15 protein-coding genes (1 of these 15 only partly in view) are annotated in these 19,822 nt (G+C 59.0%); 14 read left to right on the forward strand and 1 reads right to left on the reverse strand.

The features are described 5' to 3' along the window. Window positions 1-3 precede the first annotated feature (3 nt). The 9 genes from MCM46_17940 to MCM46_17980 all read left to right on the forward strand — a co-directional run bounded on the left by MCM46_17940 (window position 4) and on the right by MCM46_17980 (window position 14,019). Window positions 4-1,350, forward strand: coding sequence for a TolC family protein (locus tag MCM46_17940; GenBank protein ID MCG3113693.1), 1,347 nt, complete (start codon window positions 4-6; stop codon window positions 1,348-1,350). Further along, window positions 1,347-2,546, forward strand: coding sequence for an efflux RND transporter periplasmic adaptor subunit (locus tag MCM46_17945; GenBank protein MCG3113694.1), 1,200 nt, complete (start codon window positions 1,347-1,349; stop codon window positions 2,544-2,546). Before MCM46_17940 ends, MCM46_17945 begins: the two co-directional genes overlap by 4 nt. Beyond that, window positions 2,543-5,647, forward strand: a complete 3,105-nt coding sequence (locus MCM46_17950) for an efflux RND transporter permease subunit (protein ID MCG3113695.1) — start codon at window positions 2,543-2,545, stop codon at window positions 5,645-5,647. Before MCM46_17945 ends, MCM46_17950 begins: the two co-directional genes overlap by 4 nt. 6 nt (window positions 5,648-5,653) lie before the next feature. Further along, complete coding sequence (locus MCM46_17955; GenBank protein MCG3113696.1) at window positions 5,654-6,670, forward strand: ATP-binding cassette domain-containing protein; 1,017 nt, start codon at window positions 5,654-5,656, stop codon at window positions 6,668-6,670. 30 nt (window positions 6,671-6,700) lie between these two features. Further along, the gene (locus MCM46_17960) at window positions 6,701-7,819 is read left to right on the forward strand and encodes an ABC transporter permease (GenBank protein MCG3113697.1); all 1,119 of its coding nucleotides are present in this window, start codon (window positions 6,701-6,703) and stop codon (window positions 7,817-7,819) included. Window positions 7,820-7,838: 19 nt separating this feature from the next. After that, window positions 7,839-9,191 carry a TolC family protein gene (locus MCM46_17965; protein ID MCG3113698.1) on the forward strand — a complete coding sequence of 451 codons (1,353 nt, stop codon included), beginning with the start codon at window positions 7,839-7,841 and terminating at the stop codon, window positions 9,189-9,191. 18 nt (window positions 9,192-9,209) lie between these two features. Continuing rightward, a complete protein-coding gene (locus MCM46_17970; GenBank protein MCG3113699.1) occupies window positions 9,210-10,337 on the forward strand; it encodes an efflux RND transporter periplasmic adaptor subunit in 1,128 nt (375 codons plus the stop codon). 2 nt (window positions 10,338-10,339) lie between these two features. Then, window positions 10,340-13,435, forward strand: a complete 3,096-nt coding sequence (locus MCM46_17975; GenBank protein ID MCG3113700.1) for an efflux RND transporter permease subunit — start codon at window positions 10,340-10,342, stop codon at window positions 13,433-13,435. A gap of 86 nt (window positions 13,436-13,521) precedes the next feature. Next, window positions 13,522-14,019 carry a hypothetical protein gene (locus tag MCM46_17980; GenBank protein MCG3113701.1) on the forward strand — a complete coding sequence of 166 codons (498 nt, stop codon included), beginning with the start codon at window positions 13,522-13,524 and terminating at the stop codon, window positions 14,017-14,019. Window positions 14,020-14,045: 26 nt separating this feature from the next. Here MCM46_17980 and MCM46_17985 read toward each other — a convergent pair whose 3' ends face one another. Further along, entirely contained in the window at window positions 14,046-14,831 is a 786-nt protein-coding gene (locus MCM46_17985; GenBank protein MCG3113702.1) for a lipoate--protein ligase family protein, read from the reverse strand. A 161-nt stretch (window positions 14,832-14,992) separates the two neighbouring features. Here MCM46_17985 and ndk point away from each other — a divergent pair, with 161 nt between their 5' ends. The 5 genes from ndk to tyrS form a co-directional block, all read left to right on the forward strand. Continuing rightward, window positions 14,993-15,412: a nucleoside-diphosphate kinase gene (ndk, locus tag MCM46_17990; GenBank protein MCG3113703.1), complete on the forward strand. Its 420-nt coding sequence runs from the start codon at window positions 14,993-14,995 to the stop codon at window positions 15,410-15,412. A gap of 3 nt (window positions 15,413-15,415) precedes the next feature. After that, complete coding sequence (locus MCM46_17995; GenBank protein MCG3113704.1) at window positions 15,416-16,819, forward strand: hypothetical protein; 1,404 nt, start codon at window positions 15,416-15,418, stop codon at window positions 16,817-16,819. Window positions 16,820-16,869: 50 nt separating this feature from the next. Then, complete coding sequence (locus MCM46_18000) at window positions 16,870-18,150, forward strand: tetratricopeptide repeat protein (GenBank protein ID MCG3113705.1); 1,281 nt, start codon at window positions 16,870-16,872, stop codon at window positions 18,148-18,150. Between the two features lie 180 nt (window positions 18,151-18,330). Further along, window positions 18,331-18,717: a glycine cleavage system protein GcvH gene (gcvH, locus tag MCM46_18005; GenBank protein ID MCG3113706.1), complete on the forward strand. Its 387-nt coding sequence runs from the start codon at window positions 18,331-18,333 to the stop codon at window positions 18,715-18,717. Between the two features lie 419 nt (window positions 18,718-19,136). Continuing rightward, a protein-coding gene (tyrS, locus tag MCM46_18010; GenBank protein ID MCG3113707.1) for a tyrosine--tRNA ligase crosses the window boundary here: on the forward strand, window positions 19,137-19,822 show its 5' portion. The gene runs 523 nt beyond the window's last position; the window shows 686 of its 1,209 coding nt (coding positions 1-686); it begins with the start codon at window positions 19,137-19,139; its stop codon lies beyond the right edge, outside the window.

Below are 19,822 nucleotides of genomic sequence, written 5' to 3' on the forward strand. Positions count from 1 at the left end.
AGGATGCAGCTTCGGCGGATGGGAGCGGCCGGCTTGAGCGCCGGCGGGAGGTTTTGGGTGGTTTTTTCTCTGATGAGCCTTTTCGGATTTTCTTCAATCGATGCGGCCTCGGCCCAAGAAGAAGGGCTGACGATCGAAGAGGCGGTTCGGCTCGCCCTCACACGGAACGAACGAACAGAAATCGCCGACGCGCAGCTCGCGGCGGCGGCGGCCCGGGTGAAAAAAGCGCGCGCTTTCTTTTTCCCCGATCTCACCGCCACCGGTGGATATTCTCGAAGCGGTTTTGACGACGGCGAAGACGACGGGAGCCGGTTCGATCGGGATCCCGAGTCTCTGTTGGGGACGATTACATTGAACCTCCCTCTCTTCGATGCGCGGGCTTTTCCGCTTTATCGCCAGGCCAAACACGAGCATGTCGCGGCCCGCTTCAGCACCGAGGAGGATAAACGTATTCTGGCGTTTGAGGCGGCCGATGCTTTCTTAAGAACCCTTGGCGTCGAACAGGTCCAAGCGGCTGCGGAGCGGAGGGAGGCCTTCGCCCGGGAGACGCTCGAGGACACCCGGGTCCGTTTTGAGGCGAAACTCGTCAGCTCGAACGACGTCACCCGGGCCGAGCTGGAGCTGGCCAACGCGGAAAGGGAAGCGACGTTGGCCCGCGGAGAGGCCGAACTGGCCCGTCTGCAGCTGGGGTTCTTGATCGTCTCCGAGGTTCGGGGCGCGTTGGTGCTCCCCGACGCGTTGCTGAACCCTCCCCAGATGGCCGAATCGGGACGGTTGGTCGCGGAGGCGCAGACGCGCCGGCTCGATCTTGCCGCCGGTCATGAGCAGACCGAGGCGCTGCGCGCCTTTGCAGAGGAGCCGTCTCGGAGGATCATCCCGATCTTGGGGCTGACCGGACAGTTTCAACAAGAGGCCGGTTCCGAGGCCGAGAGCCGAAGCCGCGAGTGGCTGATCGGGCTGAATCTGACCTGGCTGTTGTACGACGGCGGAGAGCGGCAGGCCGATCGGGCCGAGCGGAATGCCCTGGCCCGAAGTTCGGCATTGGAAGTGGAGGCGACGCGGCGTCGGGTGGCCCTCGATGTCCACCGCGCCCTCGTCGACCTGGAGAGCAACCGGACGGCGACCCGGCAGGCGGCCACAGCGGCTCAGATGGGAGAGCGGAATGCGGAGGAGGTCGCTGTTCTCTACGGACAGGGGCTGGCAAGCGCCCTCGAGGTGGCCGACGCCAATCTTCAGCGTTTTGTCGCGGAGGTCGCCCTGGTGCAGGCCCGTTATGGACAGGGGCTTTCGCATCTGAATCTGCGAGCCGCCCTTGGATTTGATCCCTTTGGAATGGAGGTGACCCCGTGAGGTCTGAAAACCCGATCTTGGCCCTGTTGCTTCTTACGTTTATTTTGACGGCGACGGCGTGTGCCGACAATGCCGGCTCTTCTACGGCCAAGGGACGGCAGGGGGGAAAACCGCCGGTCGCCTTTCCGGTCGAGACCGAGAAGGTCGAGAGCCGCCGGGTCGAATATCAGGTGACCGCGGTCGGGTCGGTTGAAGCATTCGAAACGGTTCAGGTCACGGCGCGTGTCGCCGGCATGATCGAACGGGTTCACTTCAGCGAAGGAGAAACGGTCAAGGCGGACAAAATTCTCGCTGAGATCGAGCCGGATCGATTTCGGTTGGCGGTCGAATCGGCTCGCGCCGTGTTAGATAAGGCCGAAGCGGCGAAGGTCGATGCCGAGGCGGCGTTGGCCCGCCGGGAGGCGGTGAATGAGAAAAATCCGGGGCTGATCATCGGGGAAGAGATCGAGACCTTTCGGACCCGCGTTCAGACCGCTTCGGCGGAGCTCTCCCAAGCGCGCGCCGCGCTGGAGATCGCCGAGCTCAACCTCCGGGACGCCTTTACCAAGGCCCCGGTTGTCGGCATCATTCAGACCCGCACCGTTCAAACCGGAGAGTATGTCCAGCCCGGAAAAGTATTGGCCACGTTGATTCGACGGGAGCCGCTCCTGCTTCGTTTCCGCGTGCCGGAGCAAGATTCGGCGGAGCTTCGTCCCGGGATGTCGGCCCGCTTTACCGTTCGGGGGAGTCAGCGGACCTATTCGGCGGTGTTGACCCATGTGGCCGGTTCGGCCGATTCCGCCTCGCGGATGGTCGCGGTGACGGGCGAAGTGAACGATCCGAACCGAAAGGAGTTGCGTCCGGGGACCTTTGCCGAGGTCCGCATCCCATTGGAAGTCACGGCGGAGACCCCGGTGATCCCGCAGACGGCGATCCGTCCCAGCGAGAAGGGTTTCCTTGCTTTCGTGGTGGAAGAGGGGATTGCTAAAGAGCGGGTCCTCACCCTGGGGATGCGGACGGCGGAAGGCCGCGTCGAGGTCCGCGCCGGCGTCCAACCGGGTGAGGTGCTCGTCATCCGGGGCGCGGAGGCGCTCCGGGACGGGGCGCAGGTTCGGATCTCCGGGAAGGAGGAAACTCCCTCCGGCGGACCGACATCGAGACCGGAGCAAGGGGGCGGCACCCCCGCCGATCCGAATCGCGGAGGGGAGCAGCGATGAATCTCACCGACATCTGCATCAAAAAACCGGTTTTCGCCTGGATGTTGATGGCCGCCACCGTCGTCTTCGGCGGGATCGCGGCGACCCGCATCGGCATCAGCCAATTTCCCGACGTCGACTTCCCGACCCTCTCGATCAACGTGACCTGGGAAGGGGCCGCCCCCGAGGTGGTCGAGCACGATGTGATCGAGATCCTCGAAGAGGCGGTCGTTCAGGTGGAAGGGGTCCGGTCGATCACCTCTTCGTCGCGACAGGGCGGGGGGAATATCACGGTGGAGCTCGACCTCGCCCGGAATGTCGATCTGGCGATGCAGGATGTCCAGTCCAAGGTCTCCCAGGCCCAACGGCGCCTGCCGGAAGACATCGATCCTCCGGTTATTTCAAAAACCAACCCGGAAGATCAGCCGATCATGTGGGTCGGCCTCTCCGGCCCTTTTCCGCCGCGGGTCTTAAGCGATTTCGCCCGCTATCGGCTGAAGGAAAAGCTGCAGACCGTTCCGGGAATCGGCGAGATCATCATGGGGGGATTCGTCGAGCGGAACATCCGCGTCTGGCTCGACGCGACCCGGCTCGATGAAAAGGGGCTGACGGTGACCGACGTCATCGAGGCGCTTCAGCGGGAGCATGTCGAGCTTCCCGCCGGGCGGATTGAAACCGAAGGGCGTGAGGTGAACGTCCGGATTTTGGGGGAAGCGCTCGAGCTTTCCACCTTCCGGCGGATCGTGGTCGGCAATACGAAAGAGGCCCCCGTCTATCTGGAGGACGTCGCCCTGGTGGAGGACGGCTTCGAGGACATCCGCCGGCTCTCGCGGGTCGCCGGCGCCCCGGCGCAGGGGCTCGGCATCAAGAAGCAGCGGGGGGCCAATGCCGTCGCGCTTGCCCAGGGGATCCGACAGGCGATGGAAGAGCTGCGGCCGACCCTCCCGGAAGGGATGGAATTGGGGGTCAACTTCGACTCCACCCGATTCATCGAAGAGTCGGTCCATGAGGTCGAGTTCGAGCTGGTAATGGCGGTGATCTTGACGGCGGTCGTCTGCTGGCTTTTTCTCGGCTCTCTGTCGAGCACCCTGAATGTCGTCCTCGCCATTCCGATGTCGCTGTTGGGAACGATCGCCACGATCTACTTCCTCGGATTCACGCTAAACACCTTTACGCTGCTGGCCCTGTCGCTCGCCGTCGGGATCGTCGTCGATGACGCGATCATGATTCTGGAGAACATCTTCCGCCATTCGGAAGAGGGGAAAGACCGGGTCCGCGCGTCGCGAGAGGGGACGGAGCAGATCAAGTTCGCCGCGCTGGCGGCGACCCTGGCGGTCATCGCCATCTTCATTCCGGTGATTTTCATGAAGGGGGTCATCGGACGGTTCTTCCTTCAGTTCGGCGTCACCCTCAGCGTGGCGGTGATGCTCTCTTATCTGGAGGCGATCACCCTGGCGCCGGCCCGCTGCGCCCAGTTTCTCTCCACCTCGCGGGAGGGTCGAAGCCGGCTCGGTCAGTGGGGAGATCGTGGATTCGAGTGGCTCGCCCGCGCCTACAGCGGGCTGCTCGCGCGCGGGCTGAGGTGGCCGGTGGCCGTCCTCTGTCTGGCGGCGGTCCTTTTCGCCGGCTCGTTCCTAGTATTGACCCGATTGCCGAAAGAGTTCGTCCCTTCTCAGGATCAGAGCCGTCTGCTGGTCCGGCTTCAAACTGCGGTCGGGTCCAACCTGGCCGAGACCGATCGAATTTTCCATCGGGCCGAGGCCTTCATGAACGCCCGGCCGGAAGTGGCCCGGGCCTATGCGATCGTTGGCGGATTCGGCGGCGGCAGCGTCAATACCGGTGTCATGTTCATCACCTTGGTTCCTCCCAAGGAGCGCGACCTCAGCCAGGCGGAATTCGCCGCGGTGATCCGAAAGGAGATCAACTCTTACCCGGGGGTGCGGGCGGTGGTCCAGGATCTCTCCCAACAGGGGTTCACCGCGCAGCGGGGTTTCCCGGTGGAGTTTTCGGTCCGGGGATCCGATTGGGACCGGTTGGTCGAGGTAAGCCGGGAGATCGAGCGGAAGCTTTCGGCGAGCGGCGCGGTGATCGATCTCGACAGCGATTATCAGGTCGGAATGCCGGAGCTGCGGATTTCGCCCGACCGGGCCCGCGCGGCCGACCTGGGGATCTCGGTCGAGAAGGTGGCACAGACGATCAATGCGATGGTCGGCGGGCTCCGGGTCGGAAGATACAGCACCGAGGGGCGGCGGATCGACGTCCGGCTGCGACTCCTGGCCGACCAGCGCTCCCGTCCGGAGGATCTGTCGCGGCTTCGGGTCCGAAGCGCCACCGACGAGCTGATTCCGCTCTCTTCGCTGGTGACCTATGAGGAGCGTCCCGCCCTCCAGGCGATCACACGAAGCGATCGGGAGCGGGCGATCACCTTTTTCGCCAATGTCGCGCCGGGCCGCTCTCAGGACGAAGCGCTCACCCTCGTGAAGCAGCTCTCCAAGGAGTTGCCGATCGGATACCACGCCGTGCTAGGGGGGGCGAGTGTGGCATTCCAGGAATCGATGGGGAGCCTGGTTTTCGCGATTTTGTTGGGGGTCGTTGTGGCGTATATGATCCTGGCGTCGCAGTTCAACTCGCTTCTCCACCCGGTCACCGTGTTGACGATCCTTCCCCTTTCGATCGCCGGCGCCGCCATCGCGCTTTTGATTGCCGGAAAAAGCTTGAACATCTTCAGCATGATCGGGCTTCTCCTTTTGATGGGAATCGTCAAGAAAAACTCGATTATCCTGGTGGACTACGCCATTCAGATCCGGGAAGAAGGAGGGTTGGACGCCGCAACGGCGATGCTTCGCGCCGGCCCCGTCCGGCTGCGGCCCATTTTGATGACGTCGGTGGCGACCATGATGGCGGCCGTTCCGGCGGCGCTGGCCCTCGGCTCCGGTTCGGAAGTTCGCTCTCCGATGGCGATGGCGGTCATCGGCGGGATGATCGTCTCCACCGTGCTCAGTCTTTTCGTGGTCCCGGCGTTTTATGTTGTGGCCGATCGGGTGGCTGTGAAAGTAAAAGGGTGGCGGAGCCGGCGGCAGGCGGTCGGGCCGGTCGAGACCGAGCCGAAGTTGATGAAGTAGGATCCCGTGATTCAGAACGAAGCCTCCAATGCGATCATCGTCAAAAACCTGGTGAAGCGATACGACGCATTCAACGCGCTCGATCATATCGATTTGACCGTGCCGTTCGGCGAATGTTTCGGATCGCTCGGTCCCAACGGCGCCGGCAAGACGACACTTATCCGGATTTTGACCGGGTTGATCCACCCGACGGAGGGGGAGGCGATCGTCGCGGGGCATGACGTGGCCAAGCGGCCGGACGCCGTCCGCCGGTCGATCGGTGTCGTCTCCCAGGCGATGACGACCGATCTTGATTTGACCGGCCGGGAGAACCTCGACATTTATGGAAAGTACTATCAGGTTCCCGACAAAGAGCGGCGCGAGCGGATCGGGGACCTTCTCGAGCGGGTCGGCTTGACGGAGCGGGCGGACGATCTCGTCGCGGCTTACTCGGGGGGGATGCGGCGCCGGCTGGAGATCGCGCGCGGGTTGATTCACCGTCCCAAGATTCTCTTTCTCGATGAGCCGACGATCGGCCTCGATCCGCAGTCGCGCCGGGTGGTCTGGGACCTTTTACAACAATTTCGAAAGAATGAAAACCTGACGATCTTTTTGACGACCCATTATATGGACGAGGCCGACCTTCTTTGCGAACGGATCGCGATCATCGATGCCGGCAAGATCGTGGTGATGGACAGCCCGGAGAATCTCAAAAAGAAAATTCCCGGAAGCGACATCATCGAGATCTCCATCGAAGGAGAGCGGGAAGGGCTGCCGGCCTCTCTCGAATCGCTTCCTTCGGTCCACAAGGTCGTCGTTGAAGAGGGACTGCTCCGTGTCTTTGCCGATCAGGGGGCTCAGTCGGTCCCGGTCCTGATGGAGGCGATTCAGAAACAGGGGCTGAAAGTTCAATCGATCAGCGTCAAGCAGCAGACGCTCGAAGAGGTCTTCATTCACTACACCGGCCGCTCGATCCGGACCGAGGATACCAAAAAGGTCAGCTACTTCATCGGGGCCGGGGTGCCGAGAAAATGGGGAAGATGATCGTTATCGATTCACGATGAACGTTTTTCTATGACAATGCGCATCCTTGCTTTTGTTGAACGGGATCTTCGAAAATTTCTCCGGAATCCGATTGCGATTCTGTCGAGCATTCTGTTGCCGATGGTCTATTTGCTCATCATCGGCAACTCGTTTCAGGGGAGTCTCAAGAACCTTCCCTTGGCCTTTGTCGATCAGGATCATGGGCCGTATGCCGAGCGGATGCTCGACCGGCTCCGTTCCATCGAGACCGGACCGAGCACCTTCCGGCTGGTGTATCTTTCCGATCCGGTGGCGGCGGAGGATGGGGTGCGAGAGGGAACGTTCAAAGGGGCGGTGGTGATTCCCCCCGACTTTTCAAAAAATATCGATCGGGGGACCGTCCCGCAGGTGGGGCTGGTCCTCGACAATACCGATGGCGTCTCGGCGGCGGCGCTGCAGCAGAGCCTCTCGGAGGCGTTCAATTCGTTGAAAATAGATGCGCTTCCGATCCGGTCCGATCCGAGGACGCCGCAAATGTATCCGATCGAGCTTTATCGAAAAATCGACTACGATGCCTCGCTTGTGCCGGGGGCGGTGATCATGGCGATCTTCATGGGAACGATGATCACCGGGGCGTTCAATCTGGTGATGGACCGATTCCTGGGGGTCCACGAAGCCTACCTCTCGACGCCGTTGACGAAGATCGATATGATCCTCGGCATTCTGATCAGCGGGGTGCTGGTGACGACGCTGATTTCTCTGGTGGTCTTGGGCGCCGGGATATGGATCACCGAGGTGCCGGTCGCCGGGGGGGCGGCCTCCTTCTCGGCGGTGGTCCTGGTGATCGTCTTAACGGCGATGGGGCTCTTGAGCATGATGTGCGCCCTCCTCTCCCGGGTCGATCATCCCCGGATCGTCGGTCTGCTCGGCGGTTTTCTCAATGTCATCTTCTTTTTTCCGAGCGGGGCGGTTTACCCCGTGGAGAGTTTCCCGAAATGGCTCCAGGCGTTCAGCAAGGTCAATCCGGAGACCTACTCGGTCCATGCATTAAAATCGGTCCTCTTCAAAGGGGCCGATTGGCAGGCGATCCGGGGAGATATCCTTTATTTGATCGGTTTCACACTGGTGATGTTTCTGTTGTCCATTAAAACGTTCAAGCGAGACCTATAAACATGGGAGAAGGTGAATCATGATCCGGAGGGGCGTTTTTCTTCTTGTGTTGGTTCAACTGATCATCGTCGATCCTTTTCAGGGATTTGCGCAGGAGGTCGTCACGCTCGAAGAGGCCTATCGCTCCGCGATGGCCGAAAGCGAGCAGATCGGGATTTCCCGAGAGAATTTGTTGCAGGCGGAGCGGGAGATCGACCGGGCGAAAAGCTTTCTCTATCCCAGCATCAACACCGAAGCGAGCTATCTCCGCCGGGCGGAGGCGAAACAAGGGCCGTTCGGCGTCTTGCTCCCCGAAGAGCAAAAACAATTTAACCTGACGATCGATCAGCCGCTCTACACCGGCGGCCGGGCGTCGGCCGCCTATCGGAGCGCGAAGCTCGGTGTCCGAGGGGGAAAGCTCGACCTCAGTCTGACCACCGAAAATATTCTCTTCGATGTCGCCCGCGCTTATTACGAGGCGCTCAAGGCGCAGCGTAATGTCGAAATCGAGGAGAATGAGGTCAAACGGTTGGAGGCCCATCTTCGCGATGCCGAGAAACGTTTTCGGGTCGGGGAGGCGATCAAGACGGTGGTGTTGCGCGCCGAGGCGGAGCTGGCCGACGCCCGCGCCCGATTGATCCGGGCCCGAAACGACCAAGAAACGACGAAAGATCAACTGGCGCTCTTCGCCCGGATCGAGGGGCCGTTTCACCTCGCCGATCCTCCCTCCTTAACCCTCTCGGAGCAGAGCGAGGCGGAGTGGGTCAAAACGGCGCACGAACGGCGGTCCGATCTCGCGTTGCAGTCGACGAACGTCAAGATTTCCGAAGAGCAGATCAGCATCGCCAAGGGGACTTTTTTCCCGTCTCTCAGCCTACAGGGACGGTACAACTGGATCGATCAAGACCCGGAAACCTCCTTTTTGACCACCAACGATCGATCGGCGATCCTCAGCCTCAGCTTCCCCATTTTTGAGGGACGCCTGCGGGTCGCGGAGTTGGCGCAAGCGAGGTCACGTCATCGTCAACAGCTCTTGCAAAAATCGTTTCTGTCGGATCAAATTTCCGTCGAGGTGCGGCGCTCTCTGCTGAACCTGAATGCTCTTACCTCTCAGCTCGATGTCCTGAAGGCGCAGGTCGCCTTTGCGCGTGAGAACTTTTCGCTGATCTCCCGGCAGTTTGCGGTAGGTCTTGCCACGAACATCGACGTCCTCGATGCGAATGCCACCCTCATCAGCGCGGAGCGGCAGCTCACGAACACCACATATGACCGGGAGGTGGCGATCCTCCAGGTGGAAAGAGCGGTCGGCGTTTTCCTGGATTTAATGCCGCCGAAAACGGGGCGGGATGATGAAGGTTCAAGCGGGCCGACAGGCAATCCGCAGGTTCCATAAGAGTAGGGAGCGGTGTTCATGAAATATTGGTTTCGATTGTATGTGACACTGAAGAAGGGAGGGGCGCTCTTACTATTGCTCCTGATTTTCGCCGGATGCGGCGAGGGGGGAAAGTCCGACGCCAAGCCGCCTCAGGCTTCGGGGCCGCAGACGGCCCCCGCGGGTCCTCCGGCGATGCCGGTGGAGGCGGCGCGGGTTCAGACCGGAACGGGACGGTTGGAAGTCACCGCCGTCGGCTCCCTGGAGGCGAATGAATCGACGGTGATTCGGTCGGAGATCGCCGGCCGGATCACCGCCATCCGGTTTAAAGAAGGGGAGCGGGCGACGAAGGGGAGCGTTCTTCTCACGATCAATTCGGAGGAGTTCCAGGCCCAGCTCAATCAGATCAAAGCGGTCGTCGAGCTGAACAAGATGAACTTCGAGCGGGCAAAACAGCTGCGCCCGGAGGGGTTGATCGCCGAGCGGGCGTACGATGAGGCCGAATCGAGATTAAAGGAGTCGGAAGCGAGCCTCTCCCTCGCGCAGGTGCGCCTCGACAAATCGATCCTCCGCGCCCCCTTCAGCGGCCAACTCGGTCTCCGTCAGGTGAGTCCGGGCGACTTTGTTCAGCCGGGCCAGGCGATCGTCAATCTGGAAGATACCGATTCGATCAAGGTCGATTTCCGTGTCCCGGAGATCTACTTGAACCGGATCGAAGACGGCCAGTCGCTTCAAGTCGGGGTGGACGTCTACCCGAATCGGCTCTTCGAGGGGAAAATTTATGCGATCGACTCGCGGATCGACAATGCGACGCGGACCGTTCTCGTCCGCGCGCGGGTGCCGAATCCGGCGGGGGTGCTCCGTCCGGGGATGTTCGCCCGCGTGACGCTGCTCCTCGGCGAGCGGGAAAATGCCGTCTTCGTTCCCGAACAGGCGGTGGTCCCGATGGGAGGAGATAAATTCGTCTACCGCGTGGTCGACGGAAAGGCGGTATTGACGAAGGTCCGCCTGGGGCTTCGGAAAGAGGGCCGGGTGGAAGTTGTCGAAGGGATCGGCCCGGAGGAGACGGTGATCACCGCCGGGCAGATGAAGCTCTTCGACGGCGCCCCGGTGATGACCGTGGGGGCCGCAGAGGCCGCGCCTGAAAAGGCGCCGGCGGGAGGGTAGAAATGTATTTGCCCGAGATATCGATTCGTCGTCCCGTCCTCGCGACGGTGATGAGCCTGGTCCTCACCCTGCTCGGCGTCATCTCCTACACGCGCCTCTCCGTCCGGGAATATCCGAAGATCGACCCGCCGGTTGTCTCGGTCCGGACTGTTTATCCCGGTGCTTCCGCCGAAATTATCGAGAGCCAGATCACCCGGCCGATCGAAAGCGCCCTGGCCGGGATCGAGGGGATCAAAGTCATGAAGTCGATCAGCCGGGAGGAGGTCAGCCAGATTACGATCGAGTTTGTCCTCAATCGGGATCCCGACGCGGCGGCCAACGATGTGCGCGACCGGGTCGCGCGCGGACGGGCGACCATTCCGGAGGAGGCGCTGGAGTCGATCGTCCAGAAGATCGAAGCTGACGCCCAGGCGGTGATGTGGATCGCTTTCTCCAGCGATCGGCATACCCCGCTGGAGATCACCGATTATGCCGATCGCTTTGTGAAAGACCGTCTTCAGACGCTCGACGGGGTGGCGACCGTCATCATCGGGGGCGAGCGCCGCTACGCGATGCGGATCTGGCTGGACCGGGACCGGCTGGCGGCGTTTCAATTGACCCCGCGTGATGTCGAGATGGCCCTCCGCGCGCAGAATGTCGATGTGCCGTCGGGCCGGATTGAAAGCCGGTTCCGCGAATTTACGGTCTTGACTGAGACCGACTTGAAGACGCCGGATGAATTCAATCGGCTGATTCTCAGGGAGGTCAACGGTTATCCGGTCCGCTTAAGCGATGTCGGCTATGCCGAAGTCGGCGCGGAGGACGACCGGAACGCGGTCCGGGTCAACGGCAACCCGGCGGTCGGCCTGGGAATCGTAAAACAATCGACCGCCAATACCCTGGAAGTCGCCGAGGGGATCAAGGCGGAGCTGCCGAATATCAGCGCGGGGCTTCCGGAGGGGATGCGGTTGCAGGTCGCCTTCGACAGCTCGGTCTTCATCGACAAGTCGATCAACGCCGTTTACCGGACGATCGCGGAGGCGATGGTTTTGGTGGTCCTGGTGATTTTCTTCTTCCTCCGGTCGTTCCGGGCGACCCTGATCCCGTCAATCGCCATTCCCGTCTCGCTGATCGGCGCTTTCCTTTTTATGTACATCATGGGGTTTTCGGTCAATATCTTGACGCTGCTGGCGCTGGTGCTGGCGATCGGTCTGGTGGTCGACGACGCCATTGTGATGATGGAGAATATCTACCGCCGGATCGAGGGGGGGATGCCGCGGCGTCAGGCGGCGCTCGAGGGGAGCCGCGAGATTGCCTTTGCCGTGGTCGTCATGACGATCACCCTTTCGGCCGTCTTCGTTCCGCTGGCGTTTATCACCGGCACCACCGGAAGGCTCTTCATCGAGTTCGCCCTGACCGTGGCGGGGGCGGTCCTTGTCTCCGGTTTTGTCGCGCTGACCCTCACCCCGATGTTGTCGGGAAGAATCTTAAAGCATCAGGCGCAGCAGGGCCGGTTCTACACCGTCACCGAGCGCTGGTTTGAGGCGATGAATAACGGCTATCGAAGGCTCCTGGCCGGGTCGTTGAGGGCGCGGTGGTTGGTGGTCTTGCTCGGGTTTATCTTCGCGGGGGCGAGCGTTCTCCTTTTCATGTTGCTCAAATCGGAATTGGCGCCGCTCGAAGACCGCGGGACGATTATCGGGGTGATGATCGCTCCGGAAGGTTCGACGATGGCCTACACCGACAAGTATGCCCGGCAGGTGGAGGAATTCTATTCCAACGTCCCCGAGATCAAGACGTACTTTATGGTTATCGCCCCCGGTCTCGAGCGGCCGAACCCGGTCAATTCGGCCCTCTCGTTCGTCAGCCTGAAGCCGTGGGAGGAGCGGACGCGGAAGCAGCAGGAGATCGCCGCCGCGCTGGGGCCGAAGATGTTCGGCCTGCCGGGGGTATTGTCGTTTCCGGTCAATCCCCCCTCTCTCGGGCAGAACTTCCGGAATCCCCCGGTGCAATTCGTCATTCAGGCGAATTCTTATGAGGAGCTTCAAACTCTGACCGATCGGCTGATGGAGAAAATGCGCGCCAATCCGGATCTCGCCAACATCGACAGCGACCTGAAGCTCAACAAGCCGCAATTAAACGTCACGATCAACCGCGACAAAGCGGCCGACGTCGGGGTGGGGGTCGACGAGATCGGCCGGACCCTTCAGACCCTCCTCGGCGGGCTCCAGGTGACCCGCTACAAGGAGCAGGGGGAGCAATATGATGTCATTATCAAGCTGGCCGACAAGGACCGGACCAATCCGGCCGATCTGACCTCGATTTTCGTCCGGGGAAAGGATCAGCAGTTGGTGCAGCTCTCGAATCTGGTTCAGGTGAAAGAGACGGTTGCTCCCAAAGAGCTCAACCACTTCAATCGGCTTCGCTCCGCGACGATCTCCGCCAATCTGGCCCCCACTTATTCCTTGGGGGAGGCGATCGAATTTCTGGAAAAATCGGCGGCCGAGATCCTCCCGGCGACGGCGAAGGCCGATCTCGACGGCCAATCGCGGGAGTTCAGGGAGGCGGGGGCGAGCCTCTACTTCGCCTTTGTCCTTGCCCTGGTCTTCATTTATTTGGTTCTGGCGGCGCAGTTCGAGAGCTTCGTCGATCCGTTCGTCATCATGCTCTCGGTGCCGCTGGCGGTGACCGGGGCGCTGCTGTCGCTCTGGCTTACCGGGGGGACGCTGAATGTCTACAGCCAGATCGGGATGGTGATGCTGATCGGCCTGGTGACCAAGAACGGGATCCTGATCGTCGAGTTTGCCAACCAGATTCAGGAGCAGGGAAAAGAGCTGCAGGAGGCGGTGATCGAGGCGTCGGTCCTCCGGCTGCGTCCGATCTTGATGACGGCGATCACCGCGGTCCTCGCCGCGGTCCCGTTGGCGCTGGCGAAGGGGGCGGGGGCGGAGAGCCGCCAGCAGATCGGGTGGGTCGTCGTCGGCGGGATGAGCCTGGGGACGCTGCTGACCCTCTTCATCATTCCGACGGCATATACCTTTTTTGCGAAAAAACGGCAGGCGGAGGAGACGGAAGGGGTTCGAACGTCGCCCGAACTTGTCCATGCCGATCGAAGTTAAATTTGCGTTGCGTAGGGGCGTATTGCAATACGCTTGAAACCGTTTCTTTACGCCTGATATGATGTGAGAGATAACAGGGCCGCTCGATGAAATCCCGTCTCCTCGATTTGCATCAATCCGCCAAAGAGGATCTCCCTCGAATCATTCTCTATTCGGTGATGGTCCATTACATTGTCTTTTATTATCTCTTCGGCAATCCGTTTCTGGTCCTGATCGATCGGAAGGGGTCCGGCGGCCCGAGCAATCTCGATATCGAACTCCTTTCTCCCAACGACGTTGACGAGGGGGACGACCCTTTCGGAGGGAAGAGAGAGTTTCCCGTCTTCCCTCCCGAAAAAGGGGAGGAGGAGCAGGGGGAGATCGAGTTTCGCGGGAGAGAAAAACCGGATGATCTTTCCGAAGACGGGATGAATCTGGTCGAGAACATCGCGGCGCAACCTCCTCCTAAAAAGATCCTCAAGCCTCCGCCCAACATGACCGGACCGGAAGATTGTATGCTGAAGCTGGTCGGGATGGTCTGTCCGAACGGCGATTTCGATTGTATCGAGGCCTATAAAGCGTTCTGCACCCGCTTGCCTGAATAAAGCCCGAATAAGGGAAGATGCAGCGGCTAAGAGGTTTCTCTCCGAAGGGTCCAGGCGGGATTTCCATACTTTTCTTTGACGAGGCGGGCGGCGACTTCTTCTTCCTCCGGGGTGAGGCTTCCCATCTCCAGATTGATTGAGAGAGCCGATTCGAACCCTCCCTTCATCGCCGCAAACAGGGTTTCATCGTCGGGCAGGAGAGGAAGAAGCGCATCAAGGCTGATCTGATTTTCGGAGGAGAAACTCCGGTCCGATTCTTTCTTCAAGATCAAAGATCCATGCTGCAGAAAATGTTTCGTCCATCGCCGCTGCGCGCTTCCGATCAGCTTTTTCCCTTGGGCGGTGATTTCGTACCAGGAGGTCGAAGCAAAACAGAGGGAATTCGAGGGTCGTTCGAGTCGCTGCGAGCGGGGAGGGGCATACACTTCGGCCTCGACGCCGAGCGATTCCAATCCGGCCAAGAGCCCTTTCGCAATCGTATAGAAAGTTTCCTTGATCCCTCCGGCAAAGAGCGGATCTTTCGTTGATGCGACAACGGAGTAGGTCAACTCCCGATGATGAAGAAGCGCCCGGCCCCCCGTCATCCGCCGAACGAAGTGGTGCGTCCCCCCCGCCATGAGCGCATCCCATTCCGGCTCCCACTTCTGAAAGGAGCCGAACGAAACGGAGGGAACGGCCCAGCCGTAGAGACGGAGGGTCGGCGGGACCTGACCTTTCGAAAAGGCGGTCGCGATCGCCTCATCGATCGCCATGTTCATCTCGGGCGGCTGAGGTAAATGGGAGAGCAGCCGCCATGTCGTCTTGGAGTTCATCTCGTCTCCGATTCTTCGCTGCCTCGGACGGATCTTAGGGAAAGTAAAACGAAACGTCAAGATTGACTTAGGGGCACATTTGGGGTATCTTTACCCGCGATTTCTCAGGTTGTATTCCCGCGTCTCTGAGGACGCGTCATGTTGAAGTAGAAGGAGGATCGGTGTCTGAGCGAACACTTTCGATTATTAAGCCGGATGCGGTGTCTAAGAATGTCATTGGAGAGATCATCAAGCGGTTTGAAAGCGCGCAACTCAAGATTGTCGCGATTCAGATGCGTCATTTAACGAAAAAGGAAGCGGAGGCGTTTTACGATGTCCATCGGGAGCGCCCCTTCTTCGATAGCTTGGCCACCTTTATGAGTTCGGGGCCGGTTGTGGCGATGGTGCTGGAGGGAGAAAACGCCGTTGCGAAGAATCGCACCCTGATGGGAGCGACCGATCCGAAGAAGGCCGATAAGGGGACGATCCGGGCCGACTTTGCAGGAAGCATTGAAGCAAATGCCGTTCATGGCTCCGATTCCTCCACATCGGCGGCCGTTGAAATTCCTTTTTTCTTCAGTCGACTCGATCTCGTTCGTTGAATCATGACAGAACGAAAAAAGTATGATGCCGTTTTTGCGGGGTGCAGCCTGACGTCACTGGCTGCCGCCGCCGCATTGGCGAAAAGGGGGAGATCGGTCCTCGTCCTGTCGGGGACCGAGGTTCACTTCCCCTCTCCTCTCTTTCGGTTTGCCCAGGGGCCCCTCCTCTATCTCGGTTTTGAAGAAGGGGGGGCGATGGAAGGTTTTTTCTCGGAGCTTCCCCTCCCCATTCCCAGCTTAAGAAAGGAAGGGTTCTTATTCAAGCGGGCCCTTCCCTTTCTTCAAATCGTCCAATCCCAGCATCGGATCGATCTCTCCTCCCAAAATGAAGAATACCTCGACGAGCTGAAACGGGAGTTCGGCCCCCAGCTCCAAAAAATTAAATCGTTCTTTCAGGAGATCGAGAAAGAGACGCCGGCCCTCGCGCCCTATCTGGGCCGTTTCTCCCAGGTGGAAATCCATGGACTGGTCGACCGATTGGGGGCCTGGAAGCAGAAATTTGATTTTCAGAGGGCGGTTCAAAGTTATAAGAAGAAGCCCGCGACGGAATTCCTCGTCCCCTTCGCTTTTGATGAGGAATTTCTCGAATATCTCGATCTCCAAGCGCTCTTTGCTTTTCGACGGCCGCTGACCGGCATCTCGACCTACGATCTGATTCTTCTGACCTGGAGTCTATCCAAAGGGGGAGTTCGGATGGTAGGGGGCGCGTCGACGCTCATCTCCTTTTTCGTTAAGTTGATCAAGGGGTGGGGAGGGGAGGTGGTCGGAGACAAAACCGTCACCCAGGTCGAAACAAAGGGGAAGCGGATCGATGAAATCGTCCTGAAGGATGGGACGCGGATTCCGACCAAACACCTCATTCTCGTCCAACCTCCGCCGAATTCCCCCGTTCATTTCTGTTTTACCCTTCGCAACGAATGGATTCCGGCGCCGATGAAAGAGAGTCTTCTCATGACCTGGGGGGAAGAGATTCCCCCCGATGTCGAAGACCTGTTGGTCCTCCGCCTCAGTCTGCCGGAGGAGGAAGAGGGATTTTCCGCCGGTGTCCGAGGGCTGGTTGTCACGGCGCTTTTCCGCCCAGGCGTGGAGGTCACGGCGGATCGAATCGAAGCGGTCCGGAAGAGGGTGCTCGATCGACTTCAATGGCTGATGCCCTTTTCCAAATCGCAAATCGAGGAGGTCGCCGGCACAGTCGGCAAGCGGGAGCTTCCGTCTTCCCTCGAAACGCTTCAGACGGAGTGGCGCGGCAAATCGCGCGAAATTTCGAAAGGGACCTGGAGCTTCCTTCAGCCGAAGGATTTAAGGAATGTCATTCTGCTGAAAGATGATCTGTCGGATCACCTTGCATGGGGTTCCTCCTTTCTCGCCGGAACCTCCCTCGCCCAGACGGTCGAGCAAGGCCTTTAGCGCCCGGCATCTATTTCCATTTTCTTATTAGAATAAGGACTCTCTTGGGAATGTTCTTTCGCGTTTTTGTGATCGGGTTTTTTCTCGCGGCCTTTATCTCGGGGTGTGTCCGGCCGCCGACCCGGTCCATTCAGACCGATGACCAGGGGTGGGCTGAACTGGTCGAGGGGATTCGTTCTTTTGAAGCGAGCCGTTATTCGGAGGCGAAGCAACGGTTTTTGAGGATTATCGCGTCGTATCCCGGCTCTCCGCTTTTGAGTGAAGCGCAGTGGCTGTTGGCCAGGACATACGATGCGGCGGGTGAGAAGCCGGAGGCGATTCGGGAACTTCGACTTTTTCTGAAGAATTATCCGAAGAGCCTACACGAAGAGGAGGCGCGCTTTCTCCTCTCCCGGCTCGATCAGCCGGGCCAAAAGATCGTCGCGGTGATCTGGTCTCCCTTGTCCGGATGGGAGATGGAAGATTATCTCCGGGCGTTTCGGAGAAGGGCGAATACGGTCATTATCCCAGTTTTCAATAATTCGCCCGGAAGAAGCGGCGTTTTCTTTCAAGCTTCAGGCGCTCCTGTGTTGGCCGATCGGCTTCGTGAATGGACAGAGACGGCCCGTCGGATAGGATTTCGCGTCGTAGCGGTCTTGCCGATCCGGGAAATGCGCTGGGCGACGCAGGCCCGTCCGGAGTGGCGCGATATCAGATATGATCCGAATAAACAAGAGCTCCATTCCATCGAAAAACTCGATTTGTTCAACACGGAAGTGAAGAAGATGGTGTCGGACCTCTATCGGGATCTGGCGCGTTATCCTATTGACGGCGTTTATATCAGCGATTTATCGTACGGCTCCGAAGAGGGATGGACCCCTTCCGCCATTCGCCTTTATGAGAGCCTGTTTTCCGAATCGATCGATCCCGCCTCTGTGGCGGCCGGGTCGGTCGGGAGAACGAGGGATGGACGAGGATCTCAATTCTGGCATTGGATCGGTTGGAGGAGCCGCTTTTTGAGCGACTTTGTAAAGGATCTCCAGACGGAAATTCGGCTGCGCCGGCCCGACATGTTGTGGGGAGCCGTTTTTCCTGAAATCGTCCTCACCCATCCTGTAAAAGGCCTTGCGGAGACCTCCGTCGATCTGCTCGATATCAAACGGGCTGAGAATGACATCCACCTGATTTTCCCGCAGTCGGCTCCCGGAGGGGTGGCGCTTCTCGCCGATACAATGTCGAAATATGCGATTCGGCCAGAAGACATATGGCTGCAGCCGACCTCGAACGATCGCGCGTTGCTCTCTGAAGTGATGAGATCCCCTTTCCAAGGGATCATCCTTCCAAGTCCTTGACAAAACATTCACCGCTGGTTTATATCTATCATCTTATAGATGGGGCCGGCGCTGAAGGCCGTCTGTTGATTTCGGATTTTCACACTCGGTGCGCCATGCCCGATCTCTCCTTGATTTTATTCTGGGCTAGCAGTAGGTGCTGCCCGAATTTTTGTTTAGATTATTAACCGAGAGGCTTCCATGATTCCTGAGAATTTGCGTTATCATAAAGAACACGAGTGGGTCCGAGCGGAAGGAAAGAAGGCGACGATTGGGATTTCACATTTCGCCCAGGAGGCGTTGGGCGATATTGTTTATCTCGAGATTCCCAAAACGGGGGTGAACGTCCAATACGGAAATGAAATCACCGAAATTGAATCGACAAAGACGACCTCTCCGCTTTACGCGCCGGTCGGCGGTAAGGTGGTTGCCGTCAATGAGAAGCTGAAAGAAAAACCGGAACTGATCAACCAGGATCCTTATGGCGAAGGGTGGATCGTGGTGATTGAGATGAATGATCCGAAAGAGGTCGAAAAGCTCATGACGGCGAAAGAGTATGATGCGTTCCTTCAGAAAGAGGCTCATTAGGAATGGCCGAGATCTGTTCAAGTCGCACCCATCTTTTTTCAAGGTTGCTCTCCTCTCCATTATCATAGCCACCGCATTCTGGTTCAGGACATGGGCCGAGAGAGGGGCGGGGAGCTTTCCTCCCGACGGCGAGCTGTCGTCCGTGCCTGTCTTAACCGCGCCGATCTTCTCATCTGATCCGTCCCCTTCTCTCCTCTCCAGTCGGGGCCCGGCGCCCTCGGTGGAGAAAGTGGATCTGAACAGCGCCGCTGTCGAGATCATTGAAACGCTTCCCGCCGTTGGGCCGAAATTAGCCCAAGAAATTGTTCGATACCGCGAAGAGCGGGGGCCCTTTCGAAAGGTGGAGGATCTTCTTGAGGTGAAGGGGATCGGGCCTAAGAAATTAAGTCGACTAGCGCCTTACCTTATATTTGGATCCAATGACGAACAGTGAAAAAGAGCCGAATGAAATCGACCCGTCGTGGCAGCTTCTCTTCCGTGGGGCGGTCGAGGTCATTCAAAAAAAAGAGCTGCTTGAGAAACTGAAAAAGTCGAAAGCCGAAGGGCGTTCCCTCCGAATCAAGGCCGGGTTCGATCCGACGGCGCCCGATCTTCATCTGGGGCATACGGTTTTATTTCAGAAGATGAAGCAGTTTCAAGATTTAGGACATGAGGTCATTTTCTTAATCGGTGACTTTACCGGAATGATCGGGGACCCAAGCGGACGATCCGAGACGCGAAAACAGTTGACCCGAGAACAGGTGCTCCAAAATGCGGAGACCTATAAAGCTCAAATCTTCAAGGTGCTCGACCCGAAGAAAACCACAATTCGTTTTAACAGCGAGTGGTTTGGGACGATGAACGCGGAAGGGCTGATCCGATTGGCCTCGCAGTACACTGTTGCGCGGATACTTGAGCGGGATGATTTCCAGAAAAGATACCAGCAGCTGCAGCCGATCGGCATCCATGAATTCTTATATCCGCTGATTCAGGGATATGATTCTGTCGCGTTGAAGGCCGATGTCGAGCTTGGCGGGACCGATCAAAAGTTTAATCTCCTGGTCGGACGGGAGTTGCAAAAAATCGAAGGCCAACCGCAACAGGTCGTCATGACGATGCCGCTTTT

Source organism: Candidatus Manganitrophus morganii, from assembly GCA_021651055.1.
In the GTDB taxonomy this organism is placed as follows: Bacteria; Nitrospirota; Nitrospiria; order SBBL01; family Manganitrophaceae; genus Manganitrophus; species Manganitrophus morganii.

Excerpts from the sequence above, each read along its gene's own strand:
- MCM46_17940 (MCG3113693.1), top strand. The coding sequence starts at position 4 with ATGCAGCTTCGGCGGATGGGAGCGGCCGGCTTGAGCGCCGGCGGGAGG.
- MCM46_17950 (MCG3113695.1), top strand. The coding sequence starts at position 2,543 with ATGAATCTCACCGACATCTGCATCAAAAAACCGGTTTTCGCCTGGATG.
- MCM46_17960 (MCG3113697.1), top strand. The coding sequence starts at position 6,701 with ATGACAATGCGCATCCTTGCTTTTGTTGAACGGGATCTTCGAAAATTT.
- MCM46_17965 (MCG3113698.1), top strand. The coding sequence starts at position 7,839 with ATGATCCGGAGGGGCGTTTTTCTTCTTGTGTTGGTTCAACTGATCATC.
- MCM46_17970 (MCG3113699.1), top strand. The coding sequence starts at position 9,210 with ATGAAATATTGGTTTCGATTGTATGTGACACTGAAGAAGGGAGGGGCG.
- MCM46_17975 (MCG3113700.1), top strand. The coding sequence starts at position 10,340 with ATGTATTTGCCCGAGATATCGATTCGTCGTCCCGTCCTCGCGACGGTG.
- MCM46_17980 (MCG3113701.1), top strand. The coding sequence starts at position 13,522 with ATGAAATCCCGTCTCCTCGATTTGCATCAATCCGCCAAAGAGGATCTC.
- MCM46_17985 (MCG3113702.1), bottom strand. The coding sequence starts at position 14,831 with ATGAACTCCAAGACGACATGGCGGCTGCTCTCCCATTTACCTCAGCCG.
- MCM46_17995 (MCG3113704.1), top strand. The coding sequence starts at position 15,416 with ATGACAGAACGAAAAAAGTATGATGCCGTTTTTGCGGGGTGCAGCCTG.
- MCM46_18000 (MCG3113705.1), top strand. The coding sequence starts at position 16,870 with ATGTTCTTTCGCGTTTTTGTGATCGGGTTTTTTCTCGCGGCCTTTATC.
- gcvH (MCG3113706.1), top strand. The coding sequence starts at position 18,331 with ATGATTCCTGAGAATTTGCGTTATCATAAAGAACACGAGTGGGTCCGA.